Source organism: Pantoea sp. EKM21T (assembly GCF_011800405.1).
In the GTDB taxonomy this organism is placed as follows: Bacteria; Pseudomonadota; Gammaproteobacteria; order Enterobacterales; family Enterobacteriaceae; genus Pantoea; species Pantoea agglomerans.
Genome location: NZ_JAALFV010000003.1, coordinates 22,695 through 38,280 on the forward strand (window position 1 = coordinate 22,695; position 15,586 = coordinate 38,280).

At 52.5% G+C, this 15,586-nt stretch carries 11 protein-coding genes; 6 read left to right on the plus strand and 5 right to left on the minus strand.

Translation table 11 applies throughout. From position 1 onward, the window contains the following. Nucleotides 1–48: 48 nt before the first annotated feature. Both zigA and HFD87_RS06425 read left to right on the plus strand, forming a co-directional pair. Nucleotides 49–1,278, plus strand: coding sequence for a zinc metallochaperone GTPase ZigA (gene zigA / locus HFD87_RS06420; RefSeq protein ID WP_010246814.1), 1,230 nt, complete (start codon nt 49–51; stop codon nt 1,276–1,278). A gap of 91 nt (nt 1,279–1,369) precedes the next feature. Then, on the plus strand, nt 1,370–2,548 hold the full coding sequence (locus tag HFD87_RS06425) for an FAD-binding oxidoreductase (RefSeq protein WP_167423111.1): 1,179 nt from the start codon (nt 1,370–1,372) through the stop codon (nt 2,546–2,548). Between the two features lie 3 nt (nt 2,549–2,551). Here the strand turns inward: HFD87_RS06425 and HFD87_RS06430 are convergent, their stop codons facing one another. Then, nucleotides 2,552–3,922 carry an aldehyde dehydrogenase family protein gene (locus HFD87_RS06430; protein WP_163641555.1) on the minus strand — a complete coding sequence of 457 codons (1,371 nt, stop codon included), beginning with the start codon at nt 3,920–3,922 and terminating at the stop codon, nt 2,552–2,554. Between the two features lie 459 nt (nt 3,923–4,381). Between HFD87_RS06430 and HFD87_RS06435 the strand changes: the two genes are divergently transcribed. From HFD87_RS06435 to HFD87_RS06445, 3 genes are all read left to right on the plus strand, one after another. Next, on the plus strand, nt 4,382–5,311 hold the full coding sequence (locus tag HFD87_RS06435; RefSeq protein ID WP_010246820.1) for a RepB family plasmid replication initiator protein: 930 nt from the start codon (nt 4,382–4,384) through the stop codon (nt 5,309–5,311). 1,799 nt (nt 5,312–7,110) lie between these two features. Next, a complete protein-coding gene (locus tag HFD87_RS06440) occupies nt 7,111–8,310 on the plus strand; it encodes an AAA family ATPase (RefSeq protein ID WP_010670591.1) in 1,200 nt (399 codons plus the stop codon). 7 nt (nt 8,311–8,317) lie between these two features. Further along, entirely contained in the window at nt 8,318–9,289 is a 972-nt protein-coding gene (locus HFD87_RS06445; RefSeq protein WP_010246824.1) for a ParB family protein, read from the plus strand. Between the two features lie 1,144 nt (nt 9,290–10,433). Here the strand turns inward: HFD87_RS06445 and HFD87_RS06450 are convergent. The 4 genes from HFD87_RS06450 to HFD87_RS06465 are packed head-to-tail and all read right to left on the minus strand — an operon-like array spanning nt 10,434 to nt 14,403. Next, the gene (locus HFD87_RS06450; protein WP_022624574.1) at nt 10,434–11,444 is read right to left on the minus strand and encodes a transketolase family protein; all 1,011 of its coding nucleotides are present in this window, start codon (nt 11,442–11,444) and stop codon (nt 10,434–10,436) included. Between the two features lies 1 nt (nt 11,445). Next, the gene (locus HFD87_RS06455; protein WP_060679379.1) at nt 11,446–12,288 is read right to left on the minus strand and encodes a transketolase; all 843 of its coding nucleotides are present in this window, start codon (nt 12,286–12,288) and stop codon (nt 11,446–11,448) included. Nucleotides 12,289–12,300: 12 nt separating this feature from the next. Next, nucleotides 12,301–13,599, minus strand: a complete 1,299-nt coding sequence (locus tag HFD87_RS06460; RefSeq protein ID WP_033779972.1) for an MFS transporter — start codon at nt 13,597–13,599, stop codon at nt 12,301–12,303. Nucleotides 13,600–13,653: 54 nt separating this feature from the next. Then, nucleotides 13,654–14,403 carry an SDR family NAD(P)-dependent oxidoreductase gene (locus tag HFD87_RS06465; protein ID WP_045139970.1) on the minus strand — a complete coding sequence of 250 codons (750 nt, stop codon included), beginning with the start codon at nt 14,401–14,403 and terminating at the stop codon, nt 13,654–13,656. A 197-nt stretch (nt 14,404–14,600) separates the two neighbouring features. Here HFD87_RS06465 and HFD87_RS06470 point away from each other — a divergent pair, with 197 nt between their 5' ends. Further along, nucleotides 14,601–15,503 carry a LysR substrate-binding domain-containing protein gene (locus HFD87_RS06470; protein WP_010246833.1) on the plus strand — a complete coding sequence of 301 codons (903 nt, stop codon included), beginning with the start codon at nt 14,601–14,603 and terminating at the stop codon, nt 15,501–15,503. Nucleotides 15,504–15,586: the final 83 nt, after the last annotated feature.

The following is a 15,586-nucleotide window of genomic DNA, read 5'->3' on the forward strand; positions in this document are numbered from 1 at the left end:
AATGTTATGTTATAACGTATCTCTAATCGCGTTCTTACAGGTAACACCATGACACTCTCTGCTCTGACATCCGACGATCCCCGTCTGCCGGTTGCCGTTCTCTCCGGCTTTCTCGGTGCCGGTAAAACTACCCTGCTTAATCATATTCTGAACAACCGCGAAGGACGGCGGATCGCGGTGATCGTCAATGATATGTCTGAAATTAATATTGACGCTGCGCTGGTGCGCGATGGCGGTGCGCAGCTCTCCCGCACCGATGAAAAGCTGGTCGAAATGAGTAACGGCTGCATCTGCTGCACGTTGCGTGAAGATCTGCTGCTGGAGGTAAAACGTCTGGCTCAGGCCGGGCGTTTTGATCACCTGGTGATTGAGTCTACCGGCATTTCTGAACCGCTGCCGGTTGCCGAAACCTTTACGTTTGAAGATGAAGCGGGTGAAAGTCTGTCAGCCTATGCCCGGCTGGACAGTATGATCACCGTGGTCGATGGCTTTAACTTCCTGCGCGATTATCGCTCAGCCGATGATCTGCAGTCACGTGGCGAATCGCTGGGCGCGCAGGATGAGCGCTCAGTGGTTGATCTGCTGGTGGATCAGATTGAGTTTTGTGATTTGCTGGTGCTGAACAAAACGGACCTGCTCAGCCCGGCGCAGCTGCACCAGTTGAAGGGCATGCTGCAGGCGCTTAATCCGCACGCGCTTATTGTGAACAGTGAGTTTGGGCAGGTTCCGCTGGACTGCCTGCTGAATACCGGCCGGTTTGATTTTGACCGGGCAGCGCAGGCACCCGGCTGGCTGCAGACCCTGCGCGGTGAGCATCAGCCGGAATCGGAGGAGTATGGCATTCGTAACTTTGTCTATCGCGCCCGTCGTCCGTTCCATCCGCAGCGTTTCTGGCATGCAGTAAACCACCAGCTTGACGGCGTTATCCGCTCTAAAGGCTACTTCTGGCTGGCCAGTCGACCGGAATATGCCGCGATGTGGTCGCAGGCGGGCGCGGTGGCACGTCAGGGTTATGCCGGGCGCTGGTGGGTCAGCGTGCCGCGAACTGAATGGCCACAGGATGCGGATTCGCTCAACTTTATCGCTGAACAGTGGCAGGAAGGTACCGGCGATGCGCGCCAGGAACTGGTCTTTATCGGCATTGAGATGGACGAGAAGAGCGTCCGTGCCGCGCTGGATCATGCGCTGCTGACACCACAGGAGATGGCAGCAGGGCCTGAACAGTGGATCACTCTGGCCGATCCGGTGCCCGCGTGGTTCGATGAAACCACCGCCTGACGCCGTGGTTGACGTACTTCTTTGACTTCGCAATAGTAAACGAACCGGCGGGTAGCAGTTTTCACTAATCCCTGTTCAGGAGAGACCAGATATGCCACAACGTATTGCCGTAATCGGTGCAGGCGTGCTGGGTTTAGCCGTCGCGCAGTCATTGTCGCGACGGGGCGCACAGGTCACCGTCTTCGATAAAAACTATCCTGGCAGCGGAACCAGTCAGATCAGCTATGCCTGGGTCAATGCCAACGGCAAAGAACCCACCAGCTACCATGATCTTAATGCCCATGCGATAGACGAGCATAAGCGCTGGCAGGCCAGCCATCCTGCATCACCCCGATGGCTGCTGGAAACCGGCACGCTGGAGTGGGCAGCCGATGATTCATCCCTGCGCCAGCTGGCGCAGCGCGCAGCAAAGCTTACGACGCTCGATTACCCCGTAGAGAAACGTAGCCGCGCCGCACTTCTGGGTGCAATGCCCGAGTTGCGACTTGATCCCCGCGTTCAGCACGCCTGGTCTTTCCCGTCGGAGTGTCTGCTTTATCCGAGCCTGTTTATCGCCTCTCTGCTGGCAGAGCTGCGTACCAGTGGCGGGCAGCTGGTCTGCAACAATGAAGTGACGACGCTGACTGAATCGGCGCAGGATGTCCATCTTACGCTGGCCAGTGGGGATGAATGGCGCGGCGATCAGCTGGTGCTGGCGACCGGCCGCTGGGCACCGGAACTGATAAGCCAGTGCGGGCTTGAACTGGCGATGACCGATGCGAACCGCGCCGATCCTGTTGCCTGCAGTTTTCTGGCGCAGACGCAGCCTCTGCCGATCCCACTTAAATGCAATCTGATTACCCCGGAACTGAATGTGCGGCCGGATGGTGGCGGCCGCCTGATGCTGCAGGCGCTGGATCTGGATCAGCATGCCGATCCGGCGCGGCCGGTCTCGCCGGATGGACTGATTGGCAAAGAGATGCTGCGTCGATTGCGGCGGATGTTTAGAAATACGGAAGGCGCGAGAATTGAGCGGATTGAAACAGGACAGCGGTCGCGTCCGGCAGATGGCTTGCCGGCATTAGGCTACATCAGCGAGTCAGCACGCGTTTATCTGATGATCAGCCATAGCGGCATGACACTTGCCCCATTGCTGGGCAGGCTGGTGGCTGAGGAGATGCTGAGCGGCACAGGCTCACCAATGCTGAGTGCGTTTGCACCGCATCGGTTGCTGCGTCCGCTCAGTGTGGTCGCTAAAACAGCGCCCGCTTATCTTCCGTCGGCACAGTAAATACTAGCGACGATTCTTCCACACGGTCTGCACGTTACAGAATTCGTGCACACCAAAGTGCGACAGTTCACGGCCGTAGCCGCTTTTCTTCACACCACCGATGGTAACGCGCGGATCGGACGCGCCGTTGCCATTAATAAACACAGCACCGACTTCCAGCTGCAGCGCCAGCCGATCGGCAATCTCTTCATTACCGCTCCAGACGGTGGCGCTGAGGCCAAATTCGCTGTCGTTGGCGATCTCCAGCGCATGTTGTGGATCCCTTGCGACCGCAATAGCGGCTACCGGGCCAAACAGCTCCTGCCTGAACGCGGTCATGTCGCTGGTGACATCAGCGAGAATGGTCGGCGCGTAGTAGTTACCCTGCCCTGCCACTTTCTCGCCGCCCAGTACCAGACGTGCACCTTCACGCAGCGTGGCCTTTACCTGTCCATCCAGTTCGTCACGCAGATCGGCGCGTGCCATCGGGCCCAGGAAGGTATTTTCATCCAGCGGATCGCCCATGGTGAGTGCCTGGACCGCGGCAGTGAAGCGTTTTTCAAATTCTTCAGCGATCGGAGCTTCCAAAATAAAGCGTTTGGCAGCCATACACACCTGTCCGGTATTCTGGAAACGTCCAATAACGGCTGATTTAACCGCTTCATCAAGATCGGCATCCGCCAGCACGATAAAGGGATCGGATCCACCCAGCTCCAGCACGGTTTTCTTAAGTGCTGCGCCCGCCTGTGCGGCGATCGCGGCGCCAGCCCGGACACTTCCGGTAACGGCAACGGCGGCAATACGGTCATCTTTGATGGCTACGGAGACACCATCATTGTCAACGTTGATCAGGTTAAAGCCGCCAGCAGGCAGATCGGTTGCCCTGAACAGCTCAGCCATCAGTGTGGCGCTTCCCATGACGTTAGGCGCGTGTTTGAGCAGATAGGTGTTGCCTGCCAGCAACATACTCACTGCGCCCCGCAGAACCTGCCACAAGGGGAAATTCCATGGCATTACAGCCAGGATCACCCCGATGGGACGGAATCGCTGCCACGCATCGGCAATCTGCGTAGGCTGATCGGCCAGCATTGCAGGGCCATGTTCCGCATACCAGTCGCATAAGTTAGCGCATTTCAGAACTTCAGCGCGTGCCTGTGCAATGGGTTTACCCATCTCCAGGGTGATCATGCGGGAAAGATCCTGCTCACGCAGACGGATCTGTTCGCCAAGCTGACGCAATACGCGAATGCGGTCCGTCATGGTGCTGCGTTTCCATGCTGCAAAAGCAGATGCGCTTTCAGTCAGTGTCTGTTCCAGCTCTGCACTGTTCTGCAAAGGATAGCGTGCCAGAATTTCACCAGTTGTAGGGTTACGTGATAAGGCATGTTCAGTCATGGTGCCGTTTTCCTCATTCTGTCAGTGATGGAGAGACAATACGCGCTGTAGTTGATGATGAAAAATGAATAATAGTGAGGAAGTTGTTTATTTATTGAGAATGAAGGCTGCTGTAGCTGATTAGCCTGTCAGGCAGTGGGCAGATTGCGGGCCAGTTTTTGCTGATGGTCAGCACATTTGAAAAAGATGTTACGCCTTAAGTTTTCCACTTATACAGTGACCAGATCCTAATAAACGATCCTTAATAGATCATATAGAGATCCTAAGAGATCCCCGATCGTCGCAGGCCGCACCCCACAAGGGCTGAAAGGGTGATCGCGTTCACTATAATCAGTAAAGTGTTCACTGTAATCAGTACTTTATTCACTGTACCAGGTAGAATGTTCACTGTAAACAGTGCTAATGTTCACTGTAGTCAGAAAACGATCCCTTTCATCCACAGAATGAAGATCTTACGCCATGGCAGATAAAGACAACGAAAACAAAGCGTTACTTGAACCTTTTCTGTCAGTGACAAAAAACAGCGGTGAAGTTATTCAGCTTCATCCCAACAAGAATAATACTGTTCAGCCCGTCGCTTTAATGCGTCTTGGGCTGTTCGTGCCGACGCTGAAATCTACTGCACGCGGTAAATCCGGTGCGATGGCATCAACAGATGCGACGAAAGAGCTGAAGAATCTGACGCTGGTGAAAGCGGAAGGCTACGAAAAGATTACCATTACCGGCGCGCGGCTGGATATGGATAACGATTTCAAAACCTGGGCGGGTATTATTCAATCGTTTTCCCGCTATCCGACCAAAGGCGATACCGTCACGCTGCCGTTTATCGATTTTGTGAAGATGTGTGGCATTCCCTCTGCCAACTCTTCAGCCGCCCTGCGCAAGCGTCTTGATGCCTCTCTGCGCCGCATCGCGACCAATACGCTCTCTTTTGAAGGCAACGGCAAGGCCTATCATACCCACCTTGTTCAGTCTGCTTATTACGATCGCGAAAAAGATATTGTGCGCATCCAGGCCGACCCCAAGCTGTTCGAACTCTATAACTTCGACCACAAGGTCCTGCTTCAGCTCCGTGCGATATCCCGTCTGAAGCGTAAAGAGTCTGCGCAGGCGCTTTACACCTTCCTGGAAAGCCTGCCAACTAATCCAGCGCCTATCTCGCTTGCACGCCTGCGTATGCGCCTGAATCTCGGCTCTAAGACCACCACGCAGAACCATGTCGTGCGGCGCGCGATGGAGCAGCTGAAAGAGATCGGTTATCTGGATTACTCAGAAGTGAAGCGTGGCCGCTCAGTCTTTTTTATTATCCACAGCCGTACGCCTAAGCTTGATGGCATCAGTAATCTTGAGAGCATCGATTCGCTGGATGAGATCGAGTTTGATGATTAACCCCTCACGTTCACTGTAATCAGTATTCCTGCGTGGCAGTGTCACTTTCTGCGTTACCGGTGACATTGCGCCATCCACTCTTCATTCACTGTAATCAGTACTCTCCAGAGATTCACTGTGATCAGTAACGTTCACTGTAATCAGTATACGGGCCTCCGGGCAAAAGTGTGTTCTTCCCCCCTCTCCCCTCTGCGTGCCATTTTATAAGGCTTAACAAGTAAGTTAGTACTTACTCTCATATTTGTTAGCACTCAATTATACTGTGTTTACTGATTACAGTGAATGCCCTGACTTCGGTTGGCTAAGCCTCTCTCTGCTGATTACAGTGAATCCTTTTTACTGACTACAGTGAATGCCTTTGCTCTGCCCTGTTCTCAAAGAGCATTACTGGCTGGCCAGCAAATCAGGGTTGGATGCGGTTTACCATGAGGGGTCTGCTCAGCGTGATTCACATGATACGTATGACCTGAATGACACACGTAACCAGAGAGAACAGCGTGACACTGTTACTGATTACAGTGAATGTTTGCTGATGGGCACTACCCTCGCCTCACCATTGAATCTCTTAAACGGCTTTCCGAATCGCTACTGATTACAGTGAACGTTGTTACCAGATGCCCGGTCTGAGGCGAGTCATAACTGCCATGGCGAGATGCTAATCTTGTACTGATTACAGTGAACGTTCTGCTGATTACAGTGAATGTTTGCTGCGGTGTACCTGAAGGCATCGTGCATTCTACTGATTACAGTGAACGTTAAAGTGAACCTGCTGACGGCATTGCTGATGTATACGATACGGGGCTGGTGCATGACTGGCTGAAGGACGACAGAAGAAGCCGTTGCTCGCATGGCCTGAGTCTTTCACGACCACTCGGCACACACTGATGCAGAACGGAATCGCCTCTGTCTTCTTACTGCTATCTACTGACTCATATTACGACCCTGTCGGCACGCGCTGATGCAGAACAGAATCGCTTCTGTCTACTTACTGCTAACCAGGAACTACTGACTACAGTGAATGTTTGCGCGGTTGTTCTCCTTCTAATCCCTCTTCTGTTTGTGATGTTACTGACTATAGTGAATGTTTACTGCTTTCTGGATTTACTGATTACAGTGAACGTTTATGGGCTTTACGCTTCTGTATCGCAGAACAGAGTCGGTTGTGACGTTGCCGGTGTATATTCCCTCTCCAGATTCCGATGCTTTTATCATCCGCTGAGGATTTTTCAACCCATCCTTACTGACTACAGTGAACGTTTACTCTGCCCTGCTCCCTCTTCTGGCTCCTGATCGGCAAGTTTACTGATTACAGTGAACGTTGCTCTTCACAGAGCTGAACACGTAAAACGCTACTGACTATAGTGAATGTTGAAGTGATGCAGTGGCAAAGATCAGCACAGCAACCTGCAGTCACTGCCTGAAATCCATTTATCAATGTATCCATCGCTCTTTCGCCTGCTCCATAACGTCACCGAAAGAGACACAAGCTTTACTGACTACAGTGAACGTTTGATCTCAAGGTTCGTCTTCTGTGTTCTCCCCCTTTCCCGCTCAATGTACCCGGTTTGTCTGATGATTTTTAAACCTGTTTGCTCACTACAGTGAATGTTCTGCTGATTACAGTGAATGCTGACCGCAATTAACCTGCAAAATATATTCGGCCAGACGAAATAATGTGATGAAGCTCACCAAAACCCGTGTGGTTACATAAAAACGGAGATTATGTTGAGAAGATAATTTATTGCCTCACGTGCAGGATTTCTGTATAAAGTCATAAATCCTACATGTTTGGAGCAACTATGGCTAATGATGACAAGCAGGTGATGAAGGTTGCGCAGCGTTCAGAACGCATGCTGCTAAGCCTCACCGAGCAAATTCAGGCGCAAAAGCAGGAACTGCATGAAAATACCTACTATCAGGTCTATGCCAAAGCGGCGCTGGCAAAGTTGCCCAAACTGACCCGAGCCAGTGTGGATTACGCAGTCAATGAGATGGAAGAAAGCGGTTATCAATTTGATAAACGTGCGGCCGGTTCTTCCGTTAAATATGCTATGTCGATTCAGAATATTATCGATATCTATCATCATCGTGGCGTGCCGAAGTATCGCGATCGCCACAGTGAAGCCTATACCCTGTTTGTTGGTAATCTGAAGGGCGGCGTCTCCAAAACGGTTTCTACCGTCTCGCTGGCACATGCGCTACGTGCACATCCACATCTGCTTTTTGAAGATTTGCGCATCCTGGTTATCGACCTTGATCCGCAGTCCTCAGCAACCATGTTTCTGAACCACGAGCGCTCCGTCGGGCTGGTGGAAGCGACTGCGGCGCAGGCAATGCTGCAGAATGTCTCACGAGATGAGCTGGTCAACGAGTTTATCGTTCCGTCGATCATTCCGGGTGTGGATGTGCTGCCAGCATCGATTGATGACGCCTTTATCGCCTCAAGCTGGGATCAGCTTTGTGCTGAGCATCTTCCGCAACAGAACGTTCACGCCGTGTTGTATGACAACGTTATTGCCAAACTGAAAAAAGATTATGACTTTATCTTTATCGACAGCGGCCCGCATCTTGATGCCTTCCTGAAGAATGCGATTGCAGCGTCAGATCTTCTGATGACTCCGGTGCCACCGGCTCAGGTAGACTTTCACTCGACACTAAAATACCTGACACGTCTTCCGGAACTGATTGCGATTATCGAAGACTCCGGCGCGACCTGTCGGCTGCAGGGTAATATTGGCTTCATGTCGAAGCTCTCCAATAAAGCAGACCACAAACTCTGTCACAGCCTGGCAAAAGAGATTTTTGGTGGCGACATGCTTGATGCTGCCCTTCCCCGCCTTGATGGTTTCGAACGTTGTGGCGAATCCTTTGATACGGTTATCTCCGCCAATCCTTCGACATACGTCGGTAGCAGCGAAGCGTTGAAGAATGCACGATCCGCCGCAGAAGACTTTGCTAAAGCCGTCTTCGACCGTATCGAATTTATTCGCCTGAACTGAGGTTTGTATGAGCGCAAAAAGAATTACGATTGGCAGAACCTTCAGCCAGACTCCACTGGAAAATGACACGCCAGACAGCCAGCACAACCAGACATTCGTTCTGGCAACGGGCAAGCGCGCCCTGTTTCGCTTTGAACGCATTGCCGCCAGCGACGTTGAAAGCAAAACGTTCGTCACAATGGAAACCAACGGTCGCGATCAGGCAGGCCTGACACCTGATTCGCTGCGCGACATTATCCGGACCATTAAGCTGCAGCAGTTCTTTCCCGCTATTGGCGTGATGCGCGATGACCGCATCGAAATCCTGGATGGCTCACGTCGTCGTGCAGCCGCACTCTACTGCAAAACCGGCCTGGACGTGCTGATCACTGACGCGGCCATCACCGCTGATGAAGCCCGCCGACTGGCGCAGGATATTCAGACGGCACGGGAACACAATCTGCGCGAAGTGGGTATGCGTCTGTTAACACTTAAAGATGGCGGTTTGTCGCAGAAGGAGATTGCTGAAAATCAGGGTTTGTCCCAGGCGAAAGTGACGCGTGCCCTGCAGGCCGCCAGCGTTCCATCAGATTTGATTTCACTTTTTCCTAATCACGCTGAGCTGACCTATCCCGACTATAAAGCGTTGTTACAGGCTGCTGACAAGTTGAGTGAGTCGGGGCAAAGCGTTGAAGCTCTGATCAAATCCATTTCCAGGGAAATTGATGTGGTCTGTGCCCGTGAAGGTCTGGCCGAGGACGAGCTTAAAAATCATATTCTGCGTCTGATTCGACAGGGCAGCCAGACTCTGATCAAAGAACCGGAGAAAGATAAAACCCAGGCGACTGCGCTCTGGTCTTTTGCTGATAAAGATCGGTTCGCCCGAAAAAAGGTACGCGGACGGATGTTCAGTTATGAATTTAACCGGCAGTCGAAAGAGTTGCAGGAAGAGCTGGATAAAGTTATTGCGGAGACCCTGAAAAAATATCTCAACCGTTAACGTATATGCACTCAAATCAGCCAGCGATAAACGCTGGCTTTTTTTTCGATTTTTGTAGCGAGTCGTCGTTAAAAGAGATGGCGGACACCCAAATTTCAGGCTGAAATCGCCAGATTTTTAAGTGTGAATTCCTGCTTAAGATATTGAAATATAATAAATTGCTTTATTATCTCTTGCTGAAAAACTGCATGAAATCGCCACTTCGCTGAACTCTTTCGCCAGATACCCAGGCCCCTTCCAAACCGCACAGGTCACTATAAACAGAGATAACGTTTTTCGTCTGATGCTATCGTTGATGAATCTCATCGCCGTCAGCGCGCATCCGACGGTCAGAATATTGCAAGTAATGATTTTCCGGGACTGGTTCATTAGTGACCAATCAACCCCCACTGAACCTCAGTCACAGCGTACCGGCTTCACACACTCCGCTAAACCCTCTGCCTGGCCTTTCTCCAAACATTAGCCCGCCAGCGATATTTCGTGATTAACTGTTTGTTTTTAATATAAAAGATTCAAGAATTTCAGCCTGAAATCGCCATGCCTGCAGTTAAACGCTCCCTCGTTTAGGCCTGAGGGCGAACGGATAAGATCAGAAAAGAGGCGTATCTTAAGAGCAGTAAAGTCCTGAACAGAGAGTGAAAAAAGATACTCAGAAACTATCCCTCACTTATCCACAGAAAAAGTGGATAACTTTTTCTGCGCGATAAAATTTTTTTTGAAGAGGTGCGATACAAGATGCAGCTTTGGCAGGGAACTCCATTAAAACCTGATCAGCGCGAAAAGATTGTCACAGTCTGCTCATGACGGAAAGGTAGTTGCATGGCATCAGATTCACTGTATTGGGTAAAGCAGATGAAATCGGCAGCTTACGGACGAAGAGCCCCTATCGGCCTACCTGATAAAAGGCGATGGCTCACTGCACTGCTGTTTACAGTGAATTGCGAGAAATAACGTCTGTATGGCATTGAACCGGGTTATAAGTGGCTGTTATCAGCATACAGCGTAGTTGCTGATGCGCAGAGAGTGCTGACCACTGCAATCAGTAATCAGACCGATGTGAAGTGACGTAATGCAATGATGATCTTCCACGGCAGCAGCGAACCTATGCAGAAGAAAACCGGGCCAGGCCCGGTTTTGATATGAATCAGGCTTCAAGCCAGGCGGTGATTTGCTTAACCATGGCATCAGTTGATATGCCATAACGGTCATGCAGCGTCGGTAGTGCGCCTGCTGCAAGGAAAGCATCCGGCAGAGCAATCTGTTTAAAGCGCGGTGTCACATGGTTTCGCATTAACAGGCCGGCAATAGCTTCGCCTAAGCCACCCGTTATCGAATGATTTTCAGCGGTGATAACCAGCTGGTTATGATGCAGTGCTACCCCCGCCTCACGCAGGATGGTCTCTTCATCCAGAGGCTTAATCATGGGTGAATGAACCACACCGACCTCAATCCCCTGCTTCTCCAGCGCTTCAGCGGCTTCGAGCGCCCGCATGGTCATCAATCCGCTGCTGATAATAACGGCATGCTTACCGCCGCGCAGGCGCTGAGCCTTACCGTGCTGATAGCGATAGTCATATTTATCCAGCACCAGCGGAACCTTACCGCGCAGCAGGCGCAAATAGACCGGACCCTGATGTTCAGCGATAGCCGGTATCACCTGGCTAATCTCCAGTGCATCGCAGGGATCGATGATAGTCAGGTTCGGCATGCCACGGAAGATTGCCAGGTCATCAGTCGCCTGATGACTCGGTCCATAACCGGTGGTCAGGCCCGGCAGTGCGCAGGCGATTTTAACGTTCAGATTCTCTTCGGCGATGGCCATGCAGATAAAATCATAAGCGCGGCGGGAAGCAAAGACGGCATAAGTGGTGACAAAAGGCATAAACCCTTCACGCGCCATACCTGCTGCGGCGCTCATCAGTAACTGTTCCGCCATGCCCATCTGATAAAAGCGTTTCGGAAAAGCCTCTGCGAACAGGTGCAGATCGGTGTATTTACTTAAATCAGCCGTCAGCCCGACCACATCTGAGCGCTGCTCTGCCAGAGAGACCAGGGCATGTCCAAAAGGAGCTGAAACCGTGGGCTGGCCTTCAGCGGCGATCGAGGCGATCATGGCGGATGTGGTCAGACGTTTTTTTTGCGGTTGTGAACTCATCTCAGACTCCTTGCTCAAGTGCAGTCAGGGCTTTGTCCCACTCATTGGCATCGACCCGAATAAAGTGGGTTTTCTCACGACTTTCCAGAAACGGCACCCCTTTGCCCATTCGGGTATCGCAAATGATGACGCGCGGCTGGGGTTCGGGCCAGCTGCGAGCCGCATCAAAGGCGGCCTGCAAAGCAGAGATATCGTTGCCATCAACCCGCTGGGTGTACCAGCCAAAAGCCTGCCAGCGATCCACAATGGGTTCAAAAGCGAGAATCTCACTGCTATGGCCGTCAGCCTGCTGATTGTTGACGTCGATAAGGGCGATCAGGTTATCAAGTTGCCAGTGTGAGGCGGACATTGCCGCTTCCCAGGTAGAGCCTTCATTCAGTTCACCATCTGAAAGCAGGTTATAGACTCGTGCCTGCGAGCCTTTCTGTTTCAGCCCCAGACAGGCACCCACAGCAATACCTAAGCCATGACCCAGTGAACCGCCGGTTATTTCCATGCCTGGGGTATAGGCAGCCATGCCGGACATCGGCAAGCGGCTCTCATCAGTCCCATAGGTTTCCCTTTCCTCTTCAGGTATCACGCCTGCTTCCAGCAGGGCGGCGTAAAGGGCGATAGCGTAATGGCCAATCGACAGATAGAAGCGATCGCGGTCTTCCCACTCAGGTTGATCCGGCCGGTAATTCATGGCGTGGAAATAGCTGACAGCAAGCAAATCGGCTGCACCCAGCGCCTGACCGATATATCCCTGCCCCTGAATCTGCCCCATTAATAAGGCATGGCGGCGAATATTGGTGGCTCGTTGCTGCAATGAGAGCACGTGTGAAGCGTGACGAGAGTCAGTCATATTACCTCCTGATTAACGATTAACGTCCGCTGCCCGGATGCGCAGCACGCATAGCGCGCCACCCAGCAGGACGGCAGCAATAAAGTACATTCCGGAAGCGGGCGTACCGGTTGCGGTGGTGATGGTGCCTATCAGCCACGGTGAGAAAAAACCGGCCAGATTAGCAATGCAGTTCACGGCGGCGATGCCTGCGGCGGCAGAGACGCCACCTAACAGATTGGTCGGCAACATCCAGAACAGCGATGAGGCGGAAAGAATGCCCGCAGCGGCAATACAAAGGGAGAGCAGTGACAGGGAGACGCTATGGCTCAGCAGAGTTGCCAGCGTCAGTCCGGTGAGTCCGATCAGCATCGGAACAATCAGATGCCAGCGGCGTTCACGATAGCGGTCGCCACTGCGCCCGGCCAGCAGCATAAAGATAATGGCGCAGAGGTAAGGCAGACTGGTCAGCAGCCCAATATGCAGCGGCTCACTGACGCCTGAGTTTCTCACCAGCGTCGGTAACCAGAACGTCAGGGCGTACTGACCCATCACCACACAGAAGTAGATCAGCGCCAGCAGCCACAGACGACGGTCGGCGACAAAGGCTTTTACCGTGCCATGACAGGCTTTCTGCTGATTATCCTCGTCAAGATCGGCACGCACGCGGCGTTTCTCATCTTCATCCAGCCACTCTGCCTGTTCAACGCGATCCTTCAGAACCAGCAGTACCACTAATCCCATAATAAGAGTGGGGATAGCTTCCAGCATAAACATCCACTGCCAGCCGGCCCATCCGTGAAAGCCTGCAAAGGTCGCCATAATCCAGCCTGAGAGCGGGCCGCCAATCATCCCTGAAAGTGGAATGGCGACAAACCAGAGCACGGTCATACGCGCGCGACGGTGTGATGGAAACCAGTAGGTCAGGTAGAGCAGTAAACCTGGCGCAAGACCGGCCTCGGCGACGCCGAGCAGAAAGCGCAGCAGGTAGAACTGCCATGCGGTTTCTACAAAGGCGAACAGGGCTGAGATGATGCCCCATGTGATCATAATGCGGGCAATCCAGCGGCGTGCGCCGACACGGTGCAGGATCAGGTTACTCGGCACCTCAAAGAAGAAGTAGCCGATAAAAAAGATCCCGGCACCCAGTCCATACACGGTTTCGCTGAGAGACAAATCATCCATCATCTGTAATTTAGCGAAGCCCACATTGACGCGATCAAGATAGGCGCAGAGATAACAGAGCATCAGCCAGGGCATCAGGCGCCAGGCAATTTTGCGATAGGTGATATCGCGCGCAGCAGAGGCTGCGCTCAGATTAAGCGTGGTCATGGTGTTCACTCCCGAAGTTAGCCCGCCAGGCGTGCGGGCAGGGAAGGGCGCTATTTAATGGATCAGCATGCCGCCGTTCACATCCAGCGTGATGCCGGTGAGATAACCGGAGAGATCGCTGGCGAGAAACAGCGCAGCGTTGGCGACGTCACTGGCGGACCCAAGGCGGCCGAGCGGAATTCCGTCGAGAATGGCGTGGCGGCGTTCATCCTGTAACAGGCCACCAGTGATGTCCGTCTGGATCAGACCGGGCGTCAGGGCATTAATGCGTATCTGGTCAGGGCCAAATTCGCGCGCCATCGCTTTAGTCAGGCCCAGAACGCCCGCTTTAGCGGCACTGTAGTGCGGGCCACCGAAAATCCCGCCGCCGCGCTGTGCTGAGACCGAGGACAGGCAGATGATGCTGCCGCCTTTCTGCTGCTGCATGGTGGGGATCACCGCCTGAGACATCAGCAGCGTGCCGCGCAGATTGACATCAAGAATACGGTTGTAATCCTCGATGCCGATTTCCAGTGTTTTAACCGGCTGAGTAATACCTGCATTGTTGACCAGCACATCAATACGGCCGAAGTGCTCAAGGACCTGGTCGATGGCACGACGAACAGAGAGGGGATCGGTCACATCGGTGGCCAGGCCGAGATGCCCATCACCACAAGACAGTGCGCTGGCCTGGGCGGCCTGCAGATCTAAATCGAGCACCACCACGCGCGCGCCATGCTGAGCAAAACAGGCGGCTGTAGCCCGGCCAATGCCGCGCTGAGAGGCGGCACCTGTAATAATCGCAACTTTATTTTCGAGTAACATTGTCCACTCCAGAAAAATAATTATTAGTGGTTCGGTATCGCTACCGGCAGGGTCACGATCAGAATTGATAAAGCGGCTAATATTGGCAATGCAAAAAAATTCATTTGATGCTGAATGAATTTGTTGGTTTGATGCAGTTAACAATTCTGCGATTTAAAAATGGGCACACATCACAAAATTCCAGTGTGGAGAGGCGGATGGAAAAGCAGTCTGATCACTTACCTTCGATTAAATCACTGCGGGTTTTTGAGCAGGTGGCCCATTTTGGTAATGTCGCGCGTGCGGCCGAGGAATTAAGTATTACGCCTTCGGCGGCCAGTCATCAGCTGGCAAAACTGGAGCGTGAACTGGGCTGTATTCTGTTTAATCGTTCGGCAAAGGGCGTAGTGCTGACGCTGTCGGGTGAGCATTACCTCAGGGAGATTGGTCCGATACTGCTGAGTCTGACGCAGGCGACTGCACGCATCAGTAACGAGAAAGCCCGCAGCAACCTCAGGATCCACTGCGCGCCCAGTTTCGGTCTGCTGTGGCTGTTGCCGCGCATCCATAAATTTCGCGACAGCTATCCCGAGTTCCAGCTCACGCTCTCCTGCTCTTACGAGAATTTATCTTTCAGCCGCGACAATATTGATATTGCGATACGCCATGGATTCCCGGACTGGAACTCATTTGAGATTAAAACGATCCGCCACGAAAGAATGTCGGTGCTGGCCTCGCCTGAGTATCTGAAAAAACATCCTGTTAATCAGGCCGCTGATTTAATTCATCATGCGCTGATATTATCGGAGTCGCCGCTTATTCAGTGGCCGCAGTGGTTTGCTTCTCAGCAATTACCTCAGCCAGATAAAGAGTGGTTATTTCGCTTTGATCGCTCTTATATGAGTCTTGAGGCGGCGATGTTAGGCCACGGTCTTATATTTGAAAGTGAATTGCTGGCGGAGGATTATCTGCGCAGTGGAAAACTGGTCAGAGTCTTGTCCGAACAGGAGAGTCTGCCCGTCAGCGCCCATCATCTGGTCTTCCCGCGTGGATTTGCCCAGTTTCCCCGCGTCGCGCATTTCCTGAGCTGGATTCAGCAGGAACTGAAAGTGTTAACCTAATGTTAAAATAACTTTCACGACGTCATTATTGCGCTGGTTTATTTATCCGGTTAACTATCCCTGTTATAAAAATCGCATTGCTA

Bases quoted from the DNA above. Each gene is read 5' to 3' on its own strand.
- zigA (WP_010246814.1), top strand. From the start codon at position 49: ATGACACTCTCTGCTCTGACATCCGACGATCCCCGTCTGCCGGTTGCC.
- HFD87_RS06425 (WP_167423111.1), top strand. From the start codon at position 1,370: ATGCCACAACGTATTGCCGTAATCGGTGCAGGCGTGCTGGGTTTAGCC.
- HFD87_RS06430 (WP_163641555.1), bottom strand. From the start codon at position 3,922: ATGACTGAACATGCCTTATCACGTAACCCTACAACTGGTGAAATTCTG.
- HFD87_RS06435 (WP_010246820.1), top strand. From the start codon at position 4,382: ATGGCAGATAAAGACAACGAAAACAAAGCGTTACTTGAACCTTTTCTG.
- HFD87_RS06440 (WP_010670591.1), top strand. From the start codon at position 7,111: ATGGCTAATGATGACAAGCAGGTGATGAAGGTTGCGCAGCGTTCAGAA.
- HFD87_RS06445 (WP_010246824.1), top strand. From the start codon at position 8,318: ATGAGCGCAAAAAGAATTACGATTGGCAGAACCTTCAGCCAGACTCCA.
- HFD87_RS06450 (WP_022624574.1), bottom strand. From the start codon at position 11,444: ATGAGTTCACAACCGCAAAAAAAACGTCTGACCACATCCGCCATGATC.
- HFD87_RS06455 (WP_060679379.1), bottom strand. From the start codon at position 12,288: ATGACTGACTCTCGTCACGCTTCACACGTGCTCTCATTGCAGCAACGA.
- HFD87_RS06460 (WP_033779972.1), bottom strand. From the start codon at position 13,599: ATGACCACGCTTAATCTGAGCGCAGCCTCTGCTGCGCGCGATATCACC.
- HFD87_RS06465 (WP_045139970.1), bottom strand. From the start codon at position 14,403: ATGTTACTCGAAAATAAAGTTGCGATTATTACAGGTGCCGCCTCTCAG.
- HFD87_RS06470 (WP_010246833.1), top strand. From the start codon at position 14,601: ATGGAAAAGCAGTCTGATCACTTACCTTCGATTAAATCACTGCGGGTT.